The following is a 17,022-nucleotide window of genomic DNA, read 5'->3' as shown; positions in this document are numbered from 1 at the left end:
CAGTATGCAATACCAGGCTTGAATAAGCAAGAATCCCCACCCCGAGTCCCCCTATTCCAGGCGGACTTATTGGAAACCGCTGCGTGCCGCCCGGCTCAAAGTGTACCGTACGATCAGCTTGTGGAACGGCCGTATCACCATAATGTAGACCCGCCCCAGCCAGTTATGGCAGTGCACGGCGCTGGCCAGGGTCAGGCTGCCATGCGCGCCGCCATGCGGGCTGCGCAGCATCGACAGGCGGAAGTCCAGGTGGCTGTCATCCTCGCCGACAATAATCTCGTTGGCGGTCACGGCGTAGATGCGGAAGATGCCGACCCGCCCGCCGCCGCCATTCGTCAGCTGCGCGGCCGTCTTGATGCCGAAGCGCGCCACGATGGCGTCGCGCAGCACCATCAGCTTCTGCGCCCACCCCGGCTGGCTGCCAAACAGCGCCTTGGCCAGGCTTTCCATGTCCATGCCGGCCGCTTGCGCGTTCGGCAAGGCAACAACATACGCGTCGGCCAGGTCGCTGCCCGGATACAGCGGCGCGATCGCCGCTTGCGGCGGCAAGCCTGTCTTGCGCGCCTTGAGTGTGATTGCTTGCATAGCGGCCTCATGTTTTCGGTGATAACATGGCTATGATACACATAAATAATTTAATGTAAACAGCGATAACTTATGACCACAGCCAGCAGCAACTACCATCATGGCAACCTGCGCGAGAGCTTGATCGCGGCCACCATCGCCCAGCTGGCGCAGCAGAGCGATGCGGCGATCTCGCTGCGCGAACTGGCGCGCGCGGTGGGCGTGTCGATCGCCGCCGTCTACCGCCACTTTGCCAGCAAGGAAGCGCTGCTGGCCGAGGTGGCCGCCGCCGGCTTTGCCGCGCTGCGCCGCAAATGGGACCAGGAATTGCCGCCGGAAGGCAGCCTGCCGGCGGCCGAGCGCTTTCAGCTGCTGGGGCAGCAATACATCGAATTTGCATTGAATGCGCCGGCCCACTACCGGCTGATGTTCGAGCACCAGGACGTGCGCCAGTTCCCGGTCCTGCTGGAAGCGGCGCACGCCTGCTTTGCCTATGTGCTGCAAACAGCCGGCGCGGCCGTGCGCGAAGCCGGCGTCGACTCGCGCTGGGAACGCGCCGCCGCCAGCGCCGGCTGGTCGCTGGGCCATGGTTACGTGATGCTGCTGCTCAGCGGCCGCCTGGACATGATCGATGGCGGCAAGGAACTGTCGCCGGCGCTGGTGCCGCGCTTTTTCCAGTTGCCGGTGGAGGCGTTGCTGCAGCAGGAGCGCCAGCCATGATGGAGGCGCTCGATACTATTGCGTGGTTCAGCGCGCTTGGCACCTTTCAAGCCCGGGCAGGCCAGATCGCCCTGCCCGGCCTGCACGCCTGGAACAGCGCCCGCATGGCGTGGCTGCCTACCTCGCGCGACCAGCGCGATCCTATCCATGGCGAAGTGCTGCTGACGATGCTGAAACAGGCAGGCATTCCTTATCTGCAGGAGACGATGGCGAACTACAAGCTGGCGCTGCATTCCCTGCGTTCGGTGCCGGAACGCCTGATCAGTGTGGGCGCGCACGACTACACGCCTGCGGCCATCGGCGCGGCCCTGTATTGCGTGCGCATGGCCAGCCTTGAAATGCTGGCACAGCGGCAAGGCTTCTGGTGCGATGCGCTGCAACTCTACCGCGACGGTTACTGGCCCTGCGGGCGACTGGCCGACGGCACTTTGATGGTGTACTGAACTTGCCTGACAAAAAGATTGGCTACACGAGGCGTTCTCATGTGGCATCCATCAAATGCCATGTCACGTCGTCATCGGCAAATCCAGCAGCCAGTCGCGGCGCGGTCGCGGGAACGGCGCGCCCTGGTGCAACCAGACCTGGCGCCAGTATTGATTGACGATCGCCTGCAACGGATGGTCGGCCGCTACCCACGGTTGCCAGACGCCGCTGACCGGGCATGCTTGCGCGCAAGAACAGCTCAACAACGGTTCTGGCCGCGCCACCTGGCGCAGCAAGCCGCGCGCGGCGCGCGGTTCCACGGCGCCATGGTTGTGCCGTATCGTCAGGCACTGTTCCCATGTCACGCCGCCATAACGGGTATTGCCGGCGGCATCCAGCACATCGAAATGGCGGAATTCTTCGCCTTTGCGCAGCAGCCTGGCCGGCTGCGTCAAGCCCTGCCCTGGGGCGGGTTGCCAGTATGCGGAAAACGGCGCGCTCGGCGCGTCGCTGTGCAAGCCGGAAGGCCGCAGCGCATAGTCGGCGGCCAGGAAATACGGCTCTGTTGAAAGCGAGGCGGCGCTTGGCTGCGGGATGGCGGGCGGCGGGCTGATGCCCATGGCCGCGTCAAGCAAGCTCTTTCGTTGACCATCCCAAGGCGGCAGATCGGCCGGTGGCAATGGCAAGATTTTATCGAGGTTTGGAAAGCGGCGATTGGGGTTGAAACCGAGGGCACGATTAAGTACTGCATAACGTTCGCCGCGCGCTTTGTCCACATATGGTGCCAGCATATCGGCAAGATCAAAAGGAGAACCAAATTCAATTGCCAATGCGCTCGCACACTCTGCGCAGCCAAACTTGACTCCCTCATGCAATACATTCAGAGCACGCTGTTTGGTTGTGGGTGTTCGATCACCAATCTCATCGCCATTCGCAGCTCTGGGTATTGCATACAAATAATGCAAATTAAACGCAGCAGGCCCATATCCCTGAGAAAGCGCACATGCCATCATTTTTATGGCTACAGGAATATTTGCCCAATATCCAGGAATAACACCGTCCGTTCCCGCTCTTAATTTTTCTCCTAAAAAGGCCATCGCCTGTGGATTACCCATGACAGCAGCCTTTTGCCAGAAGGCATAAGCGCGGGTGGTGTCGCCTGTCACGCCTGTGCCGTTCGCATAATAGGTTCCCATCCGGTCATATGCCGCCGGTATGCCCAACTGCATGGCCTTTTCCACCAGTTGAACCGCCGCTTCATCACCGTATAAGGGGTCGCGCCCTTCCACATACAGGCTGGCCAGGTTGAGCATCGCCTTCCAGTGCAAGCGCTCCGCCGCCTGACGCGTCAGATCAACGATTTTTTTGTAATCGCGGTCTTCCACGAAAATTTCTGGATCTTCCAAGGCGCGTGCTTCGAGGAACCAGTCCTCGGCTTGCGCGTCAATGGGGGGCACCTTGCTTGCCTCGATTTCACAGCTAAAAGCCGCGACATGGGGATTGAAGAGCGGCAGGCTTTGATTGCGCGGCAAGACATCTTTTGGTTCATTTTGCATTTTGCAGGCGAACAAAGAAACGCAGCATACCGACAAGATAGCTGACACGAAGCATCCTCTCGATAAAGCCCTTCCACATTGATTCCAACTCATTGCGCTCTCCGTCGCCGCAGCGTTGCCTTATCCAATATCGGTGCTGGATACATCCATCAAATGCCAGGTCACGTCGTCGTCCGGCAAATCGAGCAGCCAGTCGCGGCGCGGTCGCGGAAACGGTGCGCCCTGGTGCAACCAGGCCTGGCGCCAGTACTGGTTGACGATGGCCTGCAGCGGATGGTCGGCCGAAACCCACGGTTGCCAGACGCCGCTGACCGGACAGGCTTGTGCGCAAGAACAGCTCAACAATGGCTCGGGGCGTGCCACCTGGCACAGCAGGCCGTGCACCGCGCGCGGTTCCACGGCACCATGGTTGTGCCGTATCGTCAGGTACTGTTCCCACGTCACGCCGCCATAACGGGTCTTGCCGGCGGCATCAGGCACATCGAAATGGCGGAATTCTTCGCCTTTGCGCAGCAGCCTGGCCGGCTGCGTCAAGCCCTGCCCTGGGGCGGGTAGCCAGTACGCGGAAAATGGCGCGCTCGGCGCGTCGCTGTGCAGCCCGGTAGGCCGCAGCGCATAGTCGGCGGCCAAGAAATACGGCTCTGTTGAAAGCGACGCGGCGCTTGGCTGCGGGATGGCGGGCGGCGGGCTGACGCCCATGGCCGCGTCAAGCAAGCTTTTGCGTTGACCATCCCAAGGCGGCAGATCGGCTGGTGGCAATGGCAGGATTTTATCGAGGTTCGGGAAGCGACGATTGGGGTTGAAACCGAGGGCATCACCTAACATTCCATATCGTAAGCCTCGAGCCTTATCGATGTACGGAGTAAACATATTGGCTAAATCAAAGGGATGGTCAAATTCTATTTGCAATGCGTTAGCGCAATTTTCACAACCGAATTTGACACCTTCATGCAGTACCTTTAGGGCGCGCGCTTTTGTTTCAGGGGTACTGTCCCCATTTGCGGTGCCATCAGATGATCTTAAAACCACATACAAATAATGCAAATCAAATGCGGCTTGGCCATACCCTTGTGCAAGCGCACACTCGAGCATTTTGGTCGCCATAGGAATGTTGCCCCACATTCCGATACTTGGATGATCCTCTCCAGCCGTCAATTTCTCGCCTAAAAAGCCCAGCGCTTGAGGGTTTCCCATCTGCGCAGCCTTTTGCCAGAAAGCATAAGCGCGAGTGATGTCGCCGTCAACGCCGGTGCTGTTCGCATAATATGTCCCCATCCTGTCATATGCGGCCGGTATGCCGAGCCGCATCGCCTTTTCCACCAGTTGCACTGCCTCTTCATTACCGTATAACGGATCGCGCCCTTCCACATACAGGCTGGCCAGGTTGAGCATCGCCTTCCAGTGCAATCGCTCCGCCGCTTGACGCGTCAAATCGACGATTTTTTTGTAATCGCGGTCTTCCACGGCGATTTCAGGATCTTCCATGGCGCGCGCTTCTAGAAACCAGTCCTCCGCTTGCGCATCGATTGGCGGCACCTTGCTTGCCTCGATTTCACAGATAAAATCTGCGACATGCGGATTGAAGAGGGGCAAGCTTTGGTTGCGCGGCAAGACTTTGTCGTTTGGCATTTTGCAGGCGATTAAAGAGATGCTTAGGAGAACTGCCAAGCTAAAAAATGGCAGATAAAAAAAAGATTTTTGATGACTTTTCATGCTTACCCCAAACGTATTGTTGAACTGCGTTTGTCTTCGAGCGGTAGCACAAAGCCTCTCATTTTTTTCAAAATTGCATTCCCAGATTTATCAAATTTTTTCTTGCGATTACTTTGCATCAAGTTATTCCAATCTTTGAAGGCGGTGATAATCTCCACCTTCGTCCCTCCCCCACCATCGACCAGTCCCCCGCTAAGCATGCGCCACACCCGCTTGCGCAAGTCCCGGGCCACGCGGTAATCGTCGGTGGCGATATTGATTTCGCTGTCGACGGCCATGCTGCGCTGGTTCAGGTTGGCGCTGCCCAGCGTCATGAAGGCATCGTCGACCAGCATCAATTTGGAATGGATATAGATTTCACGGTAGCGCCAGCGGTCCTTGTCGAACGCGCTGACATTGAGCATGGCAACCGAGACCTTCAGCCCGAATTCGCTTTCGAGCGTCATCGCGCCGGGTTTGTTGATGCCGTTGGAATGCCGCACCACGTCGGGCAGCTTGACTTCAACCTCGTTGGTGATGCCGAATCCGCTTCTGACACTACGGGTTGTCGGCTGCTTGTTATAGTCATCGATCATCTTGTTTTGCCCCGTCATGCCATCGTGCTGCCCGAGCGCCGCCAGCGTGTCGTGGGTGCGCGGCACCATCTGCGCGCGCTCGGGCACCGGAATGACGATGAACACATGCATGACCGGCATATCTTCAAGACTCTTGCCCGCCTTGACACTGCCGGCCTTCCAGGCGGCGACCACCTTCTTGCGCTCGGCCAGCAAATGTTGGGCCCAATCCTCATATTGGAAATACTGGTTTTCCACATACAGGTAGCCGGCCGCCAGGCTGGCCTGGGTCACCGCGCGAAAATAGATTTCCTTGATGGTCCTGTCCTGCTCCTCGGGCTGGGTCAGGACGATCTGCACGGTGGAGTCATCCTGCCCGGCCTTGCGCAACAGCCGCGCCGGTGGGCTGCCTTGTGGCAACTCCCGGCTCACGCTGGCATTGGCGGCCGCATGCGTGCGATCGCCGGCCGCGCGATCCCAGGCCTTCACGAAATTGTTGTAGAGCGCGATCAGTGCACGGCCGCCGTCGATGCGGCAGGCATAATCCTGGTAGGGTTTCAGCGTGGCAAACCCACCGTCCGCGGCCATTCCTTGCAAACACTCGCGCTGCTCATTGGTGCCGCCCTGTTCGCGCCGCGTATCGTCGAGCAGATGAGCCGTCGTGTCCCAATAATCGGTCACCGAATTCAGGCCCATCACATAGCCGACGGCCTTGGCCCCCTCTTGGTGGTCAAAATCGATCAGGACCGGCTTTTGATGATGCGTGCCCAGGTATTGCATGCCGGGCTTCTCGATTTCTCCCATCGTCAGGCCACGCGGCTGGTTGATTTCGGTCGCGATACTCTTGCTGATCGCGCCGCTGTCGCCGTGACGCAAGCGAATCTCCAAGCCCCCAAACAGGCCCTTGAACGCGGCCGCATACCAGCTGTAGCAATATTCTTCACGCGCCAGCATCGGGATATCCTCGGGCCGTACCCTATCGCCCCTGTAACCGCCGCTGAACCTCTCTTTCCTGGCGACCGCGTCCTGCAACATCGCCAGGCTGCCTTTTGCGCTGATGTCATCAAAGCGCTGGCCACTGTTTTTCCACGGCGAGGTGCCATGCGAATAGCCCGGCATATTGTGCACCATCGGTGAACCGAGCAGGTCATGCCAGATCAACAGGCGCACCCTGATATGACGCCGTGCGGCGTCGATCAGCAAGTCGCCAAACGTGTCGCCACGCGGCCAGGTGGTGCTGTTGCCGCGCACCAGTTCCATGCCCGGATCGAAGCCCCAGCAGCACAGGTCGATGGACTTTTCAGCCTTGGCGATCTCGCCGGCGATGTCGGCGAACGCTTCCTGTCCGCAAATGAACAGCGTCAGCTTGTTGTTATGCGTAATCGGGTGGCTGGCCTTGCCCTTCAGGTTGCGGTTTTCCAGCAGCCACTGGAGCGAACTGGCCGCAGTCCGGCCGACCTCGTCGATGTGGGTGGTTTCGATGCGGCTGGTCGATTCCGGCATGGCATGCTCCCGTCAGTGCAAGGTGATTATTGAAACGAGCGGCCGTCGCTGGTATCGTCCAGCGCGCGCAAACCGCGGTTCGACAGCTTCTGTTCGCCATCCGCCGCCGCGCCGGCATCGAAGCATGCGCTGGCCTGCAATACGAACTCTTCGCCGTTGCCCAGGACCACGCGGTAGCGCGGCGTGCCGTCCTGGTGCGCGATCGGGATGCGGCCGAATTCATCGGTCAGGCCACGTTCGACTTCGGCGTCCCCCTTGTACAAGGTGTACGGCACCAGCGCGTATAGCCCGCCATCCGCATAGCCCTGGATGGTGTGCGCCAACTGCCCTTCGACGGGTGCGACGGCTGGCTCGGGTTCCGGCTGCGGCCGGTTTTTGGGCGCCAGCGTTTCCAGGTTTCCATGAAACAGCGTCGGCGACGGCGTAAAAAACTGTACCTTGTCGCTAATTTCAAGCATGCAATCGGCGCCATGCAGGCGCACGCCTTTGCGGCCGCGAATATTCACCCAGTCGGCCTGGCTGATCAGTTCCAGCACCTTGTTGGCGACGATTTCGACCGCATCGGTTTGCGCCGCGATCTGCACCGGGCCAGCTGCGGCGATCAGCTTCATGCCGGCCTTGTGGACGAACAGGCGAAACGCCGCACCGATGCTGGCGAACAGGCCACCGCCGGCCGCCATCGACAGGTCGCGCCCGGTCGTCAGCGCGGTGTGCCCGGCGCTGGCGATGTGCGTCGATTGCGCGGTCGTCGTTTCGATACCGGCCGGACTGGCCAGCACCAGGTGCGGCTGTGATAATTCCGGAAACTCGTCCGCGCCGCCAGCGGCGCCTTTGATCGCGGCATGCTGGGCTGTCAGCACATCGGCGGCGGCGCCCTGCTGGGCGGCGCTTTCCTGTGCGCCATGATGCTGCGCCAGGGCGGCAAGCGCCTTGTGCCGCTCGGCAGCCTCGGCCAAGCGACGCAAGGTTTCATACATGCTCTTGATATGCGAGGCGGCGCCAGGGCGCGCTTCGGTGGTCAGCAACATGCCGCGCCCGGCACGCGCCACGCCCCAGGCGTCCGATGCCAGTTCCCAGCCCTCGCCACGACCATCCTTGCGTCCGCTGGCGCCTTCGATGCGGCTGATGCAGCCGAGCGACAACTGGCTGTGCTGATGATCGCTGCCCAGTTGCGCCTGGATGCGCTGGTGCGTGTCATCAAACACCAGCTGGTTGCCGCGCACGCCGTGGCCGCCATCAGGCATCAGTTCGGCGCTGCGCCAGCCACCAAGCATGCATAGTCCCGGCAATGTCCACGGCGGCGCATGGTTGCCGTTGTACACTGCACCGACAATGACGGGACGGTCAATATTGCCGTCAAGAAATTGGATCAGCACTTCCTGGCCGATGCGCGGCAACGCGATCTGGCCGAACGCCTGGCCCGCCCATGGCGTCATGACCCTGATCCATGGCGAACTGCCCGCGTCGAACTTGCCCAGCCGGTCCCAGTGGAATTGCACCTTCACCCGCCCCAGCGCGTCGGTATAGATGGTTTCGCCTGCCGGCCCGGTGACAATCGCGGTCTGCACGCCGGGCAACGCACAAGGCGTGCTGTTGAAGTGCCGCCCCGGATACCAGCGGACGCTCTTGCGGATGCAAGTGAAACGGTTTTCATAATGCGACTTCGCACCCGTCCCTGCCTGGTAATTGTTGCTGGCGACATGATCGACCGACAGGATCAGGTATTCGCGCGAGCGGATGTCCGGGCGCGCCGCTTCACCTCTGGCCGGCAGGGATCGATTGCCGCTGAAGTGGCCGCCCAGCGTGAAACTGCGCCCGGCCTGGGCGCAGCGGTGATTGCCGCCAGCTTCGAAGTATTGCGCCTGGCAGTTATGCTGCTCCAGGCGGCGTTGCGCCAGCGCGTCGCCGTCGTCAATGTGGGCATAGCCATAGCCGGTGTCCTGGTACAGCTCATGGGCAAACACGTCGCCCTGCTGGTGCAGCGCATGGCCGCTGGCGCGGCTGGCATAGGAATGCTTGTAGTTGAAGCTGGCCAGCGTGAGCACGCCTGAAGCGATCTTGCGTATTGCCTGCCAATCGCGTATGCCGTCGCCCTCCAGCGAGCCCGCGCCGCTGCGAAACACCATCTCGTCGGCGACACTCGCATAGCGGTCGCTTGGGTCGATGCTGTCGGTCAGCCAGGTATTGTCGCCCAGACAGAGCGTATGACCGTCGGCGCGATGTTCATACCAATAATGGAGTCCCTGGTTTTCCCAGCGCCGGTGCAGATGGTTGTAATCGGTTTCATTATGCTGGTTGGCGCAGCTTAATATCGGCTTTTCCTCTTGCAGCCGGTTTTGCCAGTCGCGCTGCAAATAATGATCGAAAGTGGTTTCGCTGATGTCGATGACCCTGCGTTCGTGGAACGAGACGTTGTCCATGCGCAGCCTGGAAAACGCCAGCCAGGGTTGCAGCACCATCTGGTAGAACGCGAAACCGCCATCGCTGCGCAACAGGCGAAATTCGCCGACATAGCCATTAAAATGACGCAAGCTGCCGTCATCGCGCACCATCGAAATCGTGACCATGCGTCCCATCATCACGCTCAAGGGCACATGGAGATTGTCGGACAGCAGTTCGGCGTCGAACCGGAAGTCGCGCGACATTTCCTCGTGCGCCCGCAAGCTGTTGACCAGCAGCGCGGTATCGGGCGGACCATCGTCGTGCGGAAAATCCATGCGCAGGAAGCGGCTGTCCTGGACTCGCCTGTCTGCTGCGAAAAGGCGCGCCAGATCGGCTGCCAGCCTGCCATCATCCATGTTGTCTCCTTGGTTTCCCTGGCTCATGCTAACCATGGTGAACGCCGGCATCTTGATGGAACTCAAGCTAGTTGCCCATACGCAAAAAAGCCGCATCGGCCAGACGGCGGATGCGGCTTTCGGTTCGGCTGGAAGAATTACTTCTTCGCGGCCTTGTTGGACTGCGCTGGCTTCGGATACTTGATCGTCATTTCCGCCAGCAGGTTGTCCGCATGATCGACTTCCTTCATCACCCACAGCATGTAGCGGATATCGAGGTGGATCGCGCGCGTGATCGCCGTGTCGAAGTACCAGTCCTTGGTAATCGATTCATAGGTCGAATCGAAGTTCAGGCCGATCAGTTCGCCACGTTTGTTCATCACGGCCGAGCCGGAATTGCCGCCGGTGGTGTCGGCGCTGGTCAGGAAGTTGACCGGCACGGTGCCCAGCACCGGATCGCGGAACTGGCCGTAGCGTTTTTCCTTGACGGCGTCGAGCAGGCCTTGCGGTGCTTCGAATGGCGCCTTGCCGGTGACTTTTTCAACGATGCCTTCCACCGTCGTGAACGGCCCCTTGCTGAGGCCATCGCGCGGCGAGTACGGCGAGACGGTGCCGTAGGTCACGCGCAGGGTCGAGTTGGCGTCCGGATAGACCGGCTTGCCTTGCGACTGTTTCCACGCGATCACCGCTTGCATGTATTGCGGAATCACGCGTTCCAAGTTGCCGTCGATTTCCTTGCGGCGATCTTCCAGCGCGGCGGCGACCGGCTGCAGTTTGATGGCCAGTTGCACGAAGGCGTCGTCGGACTGCTCCAGCGCAGCCTGGTCTTTTTCCAGCCAGGCCAGGCGCTTGGCCGTGTCGGCCAGTTGCGTCTTCGTGTACAGCGCGGCAACGGCGTTTGGCGCCGGCAGCAATGCGTCCAGGCCTTGCGGATGGCTCTTCGCGGCCAGCGCGGCGTAGCGCTTCAGGCCCGCTTCAAAACGCGCCTGGTCGACCTTGTTGACATACGACTGCTCCAGGCGCGCCAGGCGCGCCTTGATGAAGGCCAGGTCGCGCTGCTGGTAGCCCGATTCGCGCTCGGCATCCGGCTTTTTGCTTTCCTGCGCGTAGCGGTACAGCGAGCGCGCGCTTTTCAGCAGGTCGCTGTTGGTGGCCACCGACCAGGCGAACTCTTCGTCGCTGAGCGCCATGTCGCTGGCGATCGCGGCGTCCAGTTCGGCCAGCAAGGTGGTCGACACGTTCGGCTGCTTCGCGTACCAGGCGCGGAATTCCGCATCCTGCACGTCCTTGATGGCGGCGATGTCCTTGCGCGCGAAACCGTCGAGCAGGCCCTGGGTTTTCTTCAGCACGTTGTTGATGCTTTTCACCACGCTGGCGTAGCGCACGGCGGCGGCGGCGTCACCCTTGGTGGCGTCGGCCATCACGGCGAGGTCCGCCTGCAGTTCGCCGACCTTGAGCGGGAAGGCCGAGTCGCGCGCATAGCGGATTTCCGATGGCAGCTTGTAGCGGCTGGTGCGTCCGGGGTAGCCGGCCAGCAGGATGCCATCGCCATTCTTGATGCCTTCGGCCGATACCACCAGGAAGTCCTTCGACTGGTAGGGCACGTTGTCCGGCGACGGATCGGCCGGGCGGCCGTCCTTGCCGACATAGGCGCGCAGGAAGGAATAGTCGCCCGTGTGGCGCGGCCATTCGTAGTTGTCGACGTCGCCGCCGAAGTTGCCGATCTTGTCCGACGGCGCGTACACCAGGCGCACGTCGCGTATCATCATCTGGCGGATGCGGTAGTACTCGAGGCCGCGATGGAAGGCCGGCACCGAGCAGCGGTACATCTTGTCGGTCTCGCATTCGGCGATCAGGTCCTTGACCCGTTTTTCCACCGCTTCGTGGCGTTCGCGGCCCGTCATGGTGGCCGTCAGGCCTTTCAGCACGCGGTCGCTGACGTTTTCCACCTTGTCGGTGACATACACCAGGCTGTTCGGGCCGCCCGGCAGCTCGGCCGCGCGGGTCTTGGCCAGGAAGCCGTCGGTGATGTAATTGTGTTCGGGGGTCGAATTGCGCTGCACCGCGCCATACGCGCAATGGTGATTCGTCACCACCAGGCCGGCGTTCGATACAAAGGCGGCCGAACAGCCGCCCAGCGAGACGATGGCGCTCATCGGATGCTTGCTCAGGTCGGCCAGCTTTTCAGCGGGGATCGCTATGCCGACACGTTTGAGTTCGGCTTTCAGCTGCGGCAGTTGGTGTGGTTGCCACTGCCCTTCGTCGGCTTGTACGCCGGCGAACGCGCCCATCAGGGCGACTGGTAACACGATAGTCTTGAACAAGGTATGCCCTCCATAAAAAGCAGGCGAAAGTATAGCCTGTCCGGAGGGCATAAGTCGGCAAAAATTACTTCACGGTACTTTCTGTATCACGCACACCACCCTATGCGGGCACGCGCAGCGGCACTTGCAGCCACAGGCGGCAGCCGCTGCCCGACGGCGGCGCGCCGATCTCGACCTGGCCGTCGAGCGCGCGCACCCGTTCGCGGATGCCGATCAGGCCGAAACACTGCTTCTTGCGCTGCTGCTGGGAGGTAATACCGACGCCGTTGTCGCTGATGCTCACATACACGGCGCGCGCGTCCGAATGGAATTCCAGCTCGACCGCGCTGGCATGGGCGTGGCGCATGACGTTGCTGAGCGCCTCCTGCACGATGCGAAACAGCGCGATCTCGACCTGGCTGCCGATGGCGGAAAACAGCGCTTCGTCGCGGATGTGCAGTTGGCAGGCGATGCCGCTGCGCTTGCGGAAATCCCCCACCTGCCATTCGATGGCCGCCTGCAGCCCCAGGTCCAGCGCCATCGGCCGCAATTCGTTCATGATGCCGCGCACGCTCTTGATGGTCGTATCGATATTGCCCAGCACGGACGCCACCCGGCCATGCAGGCGCGGATGCGAATGTTGCGTGCGTGCGCTGAGCATGGAAATATCGATGCGCAGCGCCAGCAGGTTTTGCCCCAGCTCATCGTGGATATCGCGCGAAATGCGCTTGCGCTCGTCCTCCTTGGCCGTTTCCAGGTGCAGCGCCAGCTGGCGCAGCTGCGCATGCGACTGGCGCAACGCGCCATTCATCAGCTTGCGTTCCGTGATGTCGGTATGCGCCACCACCACGCGCAGCGGGCCCTCGCCGCGGAAACGGCTGACCTTGGCCAGCGACCAGTGCCCACCGGTCTCGGTAATGAATTCATATTCGAGCACGTAGGCGTCGGCCAGGCCGGCGATCACCGACTGGATGCCGGCGGCCAGCTCGCGTCCGGCACCACGCTGCCAGCGCGGGTCCGTCTCGCAAAAACGCAGGTAGGGCAGCTCGCCTGGCGGATGGCCGGCAAATTGCATGCACGCCTGGTTGGCATGCACCAGGCCACCGTCCTGGTCCAGCACCAGCACCCGGTCGGACAGCGAATCGATGGTGGCATGGAAAAAACGTTCGGCGTCGCGCAAGGCTTGCTGCGCCAGTTCGCGCTGGTGCACTTCCTGCTGCAAGTGCTGGTTGGCGCGCAGCAATTCGGCCGTACGGTCCACCACACGCTGGTCGAGTTCGCGGTGCAGTTCACGCAGCGAGGCTTCGGCCAGCTTGCGCTCGGTGATATCCGAAAAAACGCCGACGAAATGGGTGGTGGCGCCGTCCTGGGCGCGCATCGGCGTGATCGACAGCGACTCGACGAAACGCTCGCCGTTCTTGCGGCGGTTGACCAGTTCGCCATACCAGTTGCCTTCCTGGCGCAGGCTCGACCACATGCCGGCATAAAACTGCGGTGTGTGCGTACCGGCGCCGAGGAAGGACGGATCGCGCCCGATGGCTTCCTCGGCCAGGTAGCCGGTAATCGTGGTGAACGCGGGATTGACGGAAATGATGCGGTTGCCGCTGTCGGTCACCATCACCCCTTCGCGGATGGTATCGAGGATGACAAAGGCGCGCCGCAGCGCCGATTCGCGCGCCAGTTCGTCGCCCAGATCGGTCACCAGCATGCGCACGCTGGCGCTGTCCGCATCGAGGTTCGCTTCGATGCGCACCAGGCCGGCCGGGGCCATGGCGCCGCCCTCGCGCTGGCACTCGCGCTGGCACTCGCGCTGGAACAGCGGCGCTTCGAGCACCTGGCGTGCGCCACTGTAGAAGACGATATCGAGAAAGTGGCGAAAAGCGCCCTGGGCTTCGGGAGCGATGAATTGTTCGAAGCGCCGCTTCAGCAACTGCTCCTTGTCGCGCCGCAGCAAATTGCTGGCCGCCAGGTTCGCGCGCGTGATCACGCCATCGCGGTTGAGCGAAAAATAGCTGACCGGCGCCTCCTCGTAGAGCTGCGCATAACGGTCGCGGCTGTCTTCGGACTCGCTGCGCAGCTGCTCCAGCTCGGCCAGGGCCGCGTTCTGCATCTGCAGTTCGATCTGGCTGACCTGCAATTCGTGCAACTGGCGCAGCATCTCTTCGTTCGACAGCGACAAGGGCAACGGTGGCGCTTGCGCCGCCAGTTGCTCGGCCTGTTCGCGCACCCGCACGCTGAACGGATCGGCGTTACTCACCTTGCCGGCCTTGCCGACCTTGCCCGCCTTGGTCACGGCGTGCTCCCGCCAGGCTCCCTGTCGGCCACGCTACCGGACTGTATCTGGCGCAGCTGGGCTTCCAGCAATTTCGATTCGGTAATGTTAATAAAAGTCACCACCACGCCATCGATCACGTTTTCCACCGTGCGGTAAGGCATGATGCGCACGTTGTACCAGCGCCCCGTCTTGGTCGGCACCTGGCGTTCGGAAAACACCAGGCTGCGTATCACTTCCAGCGCATCGGTCTCCAGGCCGGGATAGTCGAGGTCGTTGACGATATCGCTGAGCGGACGGCGCAAGTCGGTCTGGATCAGCTTGTAGATTTGCGTGGCCGGCGCCGTGAAGCGGCGGATGCGCAAGGCGCTGTCGAGGAAGATGGTGGCGATGTCTGTGCTGTTGAGCAAGTTCTTCATGTCGCTGTTGACCAGCGACAAATCATCCACCTTGGACTGCAGCTCGGCGTTGACCGTGTACAGCTCTTCGTTGAGCGACTGCATCTCTTCCTTCGAGGTGGTCAGTTCCTCGTTGGTCGATTGCAGTTCTTCATTGGTCGACTGCAGTTCCTCGTTGGCCGATTTCAGTTCCTCGCGCGAAGTCTGCATTTCGTCGCGCACCGCCTGGATTTCATTGCGCGCCTGCGCCAGCTGCTGCTCCAGTTCCAGTACCTTGGGATTGGGCGACCTGCCGCGACGCGCTTCGGCCACCAGCGGCACGCTGGAAAAGGTCAGGAACACCATGCCACTGAGCGGTTCGGGCTGGCTCAGCGCTTCGGCCGTCAGGTCCACGCCCAGCGACTGGCCGGCATGGTCCCTGACCACCAGCCCCTTCATGCGCACCACGCCTTCGCTTTGCAGCGCCTGCTTGATCAGGCCCGGCAATTCATAACGCAAGCCATCGCGCGCCATGGCGTGGATATTCCAGTTGGCCTTGCCGGCCGCCGGCTCCAGAAAGGCGCCCGTGCGGCCATTGATGTACAGGATATCGCCGTCCTGGTTCAGCAACGCGGCCGCCGGCGAATATTTCTGAAGCAATAACTGCTCCACATGGGCTTGTATCTTTCCGGGCATGCTGGCTTCTCTCGTGTCGCTGGTTGTAGGGGGGGAGGCCAACGACACCTTGGTCGGGAAGTACGTCGGCAGGCGCTGGCGCGCCAGGTTGTCAAGGCGGCGGTACAGCCGGGTCGAGGTGGTCAGGGGGGCGAACAGCTCGGAGAAGTGGCCAGGCGTATCCGCGCTGCCCAGCAGCAACAGGCCGTCGCGGTTCAAGGCATAGTGAAACAGCGGGATCAAGCGCTGTTGCAGCTTGGCATTCAGATAGATCAGCAGGTTGCGGCAGCATAGAATATCGAGCTTGGTGAACGGTGGATCCGAAATGATGTTTTGCTGGGCAAAGATGATCATGTTACGGATCTCTTTTTTGATACAGTAATCGTTCTTGTCGGCCAGGAAAAACTGTTGCATGCGTTCGGCCGACACGTCACTGCTGATGCTGCCAGGAAAACGCCCCTGGCGCGCGCGATCGATGGCGTCGGCCGACAAATCGGTGGCAAAAATCTGCAGGCTGTATTTCGATGGCGGGTTGATGCTGGCCACCACCTCATGGAACACCATCGCCAGCGAATACGCCTCCTCGCCCGTGGAACAGGCGGGAATCCAGGCCTTGAAGGCGCGCCCGTCAGGGTTGGCCGCCAGCAATTGCGGCAAGGCCACCATCTTCAGGTATTCCCACACTTTCTGGTCGCGGAAGAAGCTCGTTACGCCGATCAGCAATTCCTTGAATAATAAATCGATTTCCGCGGGATTGTCGCGCAAATACGGCACATAGGCTTCCATCGACGTGATCTGATACAAGCTCATGCGCCGTTCGATGCGACGCAACACGGTATTGATCTTGTAGTCGGTGAAGCTGTTGCCGGTATGCTCGGACAGCAGGGTGACGATTTCATGCAGCGAATTGCGCCCGTTCGGCTCGCGTCCGGGCAAGCTCAAAAAGCTGCTGCGAAACAGATAATTGATGATCTTTTCCGGCATTTTTTCCGGATAGTCGACCAGGTCCACCACCTCGGCCGAAATCGCGCTTTGCGGCATCATGTCGAACTTGGCCGTATCGGGATGCTGGGCCAGGGTCAGGCCGCCGGCCTGCTTGATCGCCTGCATGCCGCGCGTGCCGTCGCTGCCCATGCCGGAAAACACCACGCCGACGGCCAGTTCCCCCAGCTCGGACGCCAGCTCGTCAAAAAACATGTCGATCGGCAGGCGGTGGCCGCGCGGCTGCAGCGGCTCGCGCAGCACGAAGCGGCCCTTGGACAAGCCCAGGTCGGCATTCGAGGGAATCACATAGATATGATTCGGCCGCAATTGCGTCTGGTGCGTGATTTCGGAAACGGGGATGCTGGTGGCGCGCTGCAGCAATTCCGGCAGCATGGCTTTTTGCGTGGGATCGAGATGCTGGATCACGACAAAGGCCAAGCCGCTTTCCTGCGGCACCTGGGCCAGGAAGGCGACGATGGGATCGAGTCCACCGGCCGAGGCGCCGATGGCCACCACGGGAAAGCTGATGATGGACGGCTCAAGAACGGTAGGCAGACTGTCGGGGCTGGCTTTACTGCGTTTGCTGGTTATCATCGTCTGC

Annotated in this window: 10 protein-coding genes; 2 read left to right on the top strand and 8 right to left on the bottom strand. The window is 61.2% G+C overall.

Annotated features, from left to right (window positions below; all coding sequences use genetic code 11):
* Positions 1 to 66 precede the first annotated feature (66 nt).
* A complete protein-coding gene (locus tag ACP7B7_RS04615; RefSeq protein WP_308925470.1) occupies positions 67 to 585 on the bottom strand; it encodes a DUF2867 domain-containing protein in 519 nt (172 codons plus the stop codon).
* Between the two features lie 72 nt (positions 586 to 657).
* Between ACP7B7_RS04615 and ACP7B7_RS04610 the strand changes: the two genes are divergently transcribed.
* A complete protein-coding gene (locus ACP7B7_RS04610) occupies positions 658 to 1,284 on the top strand; it encodes a TetR/AcrR family transcriptional regulator (RefSeq protein WP_308925469.1) in 627 nt (208 codons plus the stop codon).
* Complete coding sequence (locus tag ACP7B7_RS04605) at positions 1,281 to 1,727, top strand: hypothetical protein (protein WP_308925468.1); 447 nt, start codon at positions 1,281 to 1,283, stop codon at positions 1,725 to 1,727. Before ACP7B7_RS04610 ends, ACP7B7_RS04605 begins: the two co-directional genes overlap by 4 nt.
* A 63-nt stretch (positions 1,728 to 1,790) precedes the next feature.
* Here the strand turns inward: ACP7B7_RS04605 and ACP7B7_RS04600 are convergent, their stop codons facing one another.
* The 7 genes from ACP7B7_RS04600 to ACP7B7_RS04570 form a co-directional block, all read right to left on the bottom strand.
* A complete protein-coding gene (locus ACP7B7_RS04600) occupies positions 1,791 to 3,356 on the bottom strand; it encodes a tetratricopeptide repeat protein (RefSeq protein ID WP_308925467.1) in 1,566 nt (521 codons plus the stop codon).
* A gap of 27 nt (positions 3,357 to 3,383) precedes the next feature.
* Complete coding sequence (locus tag ACP7B7_RS04595; protein WP_308925466.1) at positions 3,384 to 4,976, bottom strand: tetratricopeptide repeat protein; 1,593 nt, start codon at positions 4,974 to 4,976, stop codon at positions 3,384 to 3,386.
* A gap of 2 nt (positions 4,977 to 4,978) precedes the next feature.
* The gene (locus ACP7B7_RS04590) at positions 4,979 to 7,033 is read right to left on the bottom strand and encodes a phospholipase D-like domain-containing protein (RefSeq protein ID WP_426075896.1); all 2,055 of its coding nucleotides are present in this window, start codon (positions 7,031 to 7,033) and stop codon (positions 4,979 to 4,981) included.
* A gap of 26 nt (positions 7,034 to 7,059) precedes the next feature.
* Positions 7,060 to 9,831, bottom strand: a complete 2,772-nt coding sequence (locus tag ACP7B7_RS04585; protein WP_426075895.1) for a type VI secretion system Vgr family protein — start codon at positions 9,829 to 9,831, stop codon at positions 7,060 to 7,062.
* A gap of 137 nt (positions 9,832 to 9,968) precedes the next feature.
* On the bottom strand, positions 9,969 to 12,134 hold the full coding sequence (locus tag ACP7B7_RS04580; protein ID WP_426075894.1) for a S46 family peptidase: 2,166 nt from the start codon (positions 12,132 to 12,134) through the stop codon (positions 9,969 to 9,971).
* A 100-nt stretch (positions 12,135 to 12,234) separates the two neighbouring features.
* Positions 12,235 to 14,406 carry a PAS domain S-box protein gene (locus tag ACP7B7_RS04575; protein ID WP_308925461.1) on the bottom strand — a complete coding sequence of 724 codons (2,172 nt, stop codon included), beginning with the start codon at positions 14,404 to 14,406 and terminating at the stop codon, positions 12,235 to 12,237.
* Positions 14,403 to 17,015 carry a chemotaxis protein CheB gene (locus ACP7B7_RS04570; RefSeq protein WP_426075893.1) on the bottom strand — a complete coding sequence of 871 codons (2,613 nt, stop codon included), beginning with the start codon at positions 17,013 to 17,015 and terminating at the stop codon, positions 14,403 to 14,405. The genes ACP7B7_RS04575 and ACP7B7_RS04570 overlap by 4 nt, the downstream gene beginning before the upstream one ends.
* Positions 17,016 to 17,022 lie beyond the last annotated feature (7 nt).

Origin of the sequence: Janthinobacterium sp. PSPC3-1 (genome assembly GCF_049896105.1) — a bacterium.
Taxonomy (GTDB): Bacteria; Pseudomonadota; Gammaproteobacteria; order Burkholderiales; family Burkholderiaceae_D; genus Janthinobacterium.
This window is presented reverse-complemented; position numbering and strand designations above follow the sequence as displayed.

Bases quoted from the DNA above. Each gene is read 5' to 3' on its own strand.
- ACP7B7_RS04615 (WP_308925470.1), bottom strand. From the start codon at position 585: ATGCAAGCAATCACACTCAAGGCGCGCAAGACAGGCTTGCCGCCGCAA.
- ACP7B7_RS04610 (WP_308925469.1), top strand. From the start codon at position 658: ATGACCACAGCCAGCAGCAACTACCATCATGGCAACCTGCGCGAGAGC.
- ACP7B7_RS04605 (WP_308925468.1), top strand. From the start codon at position 1,281: ATGATGGAGGCGCTCGATACTATTGCGTGGTTCAGCGCGCTTGGCACC.
- ACP7B7_RS04600 (WP_308925467.1), bottom strand. From the start codon at position 3,356: ATGAGTTGGAATCAATGTGGAAGGGCTTTATCGAGAGGATGCTTCGTG.
- ACP7B7_RS04595 (WP_308925466.1), bottom strand. From the start codon at position 4,976: ATGAAAAGTCATCAAAAATCTTTTTTTTATCTGCCATTTTTTAGCTTG.
- ACP7B7_RS04590 (WP_426075896.1), bottom strand. From the start codon at position 7,033: ATGCCGGAATCGACCAGCCGCATCGAAACCACCCACATCGACGAGGTC.
- ACP7B7_RS04585 (WP_426075895.1), bottom strand. From the start codon at position 9,831: ATGGATGATGGCAGGCTGGCAGCCGATCTGGCGCGCCTTTTCGCAGCA.
- ACP7B7_RS04570 (WP_426075893.1), bottom strand. From the start codon at position 17,015: ATGATAACCAGCAAACGCAGTAAAGCCAGCCCCGACAGTCTGCCTACC.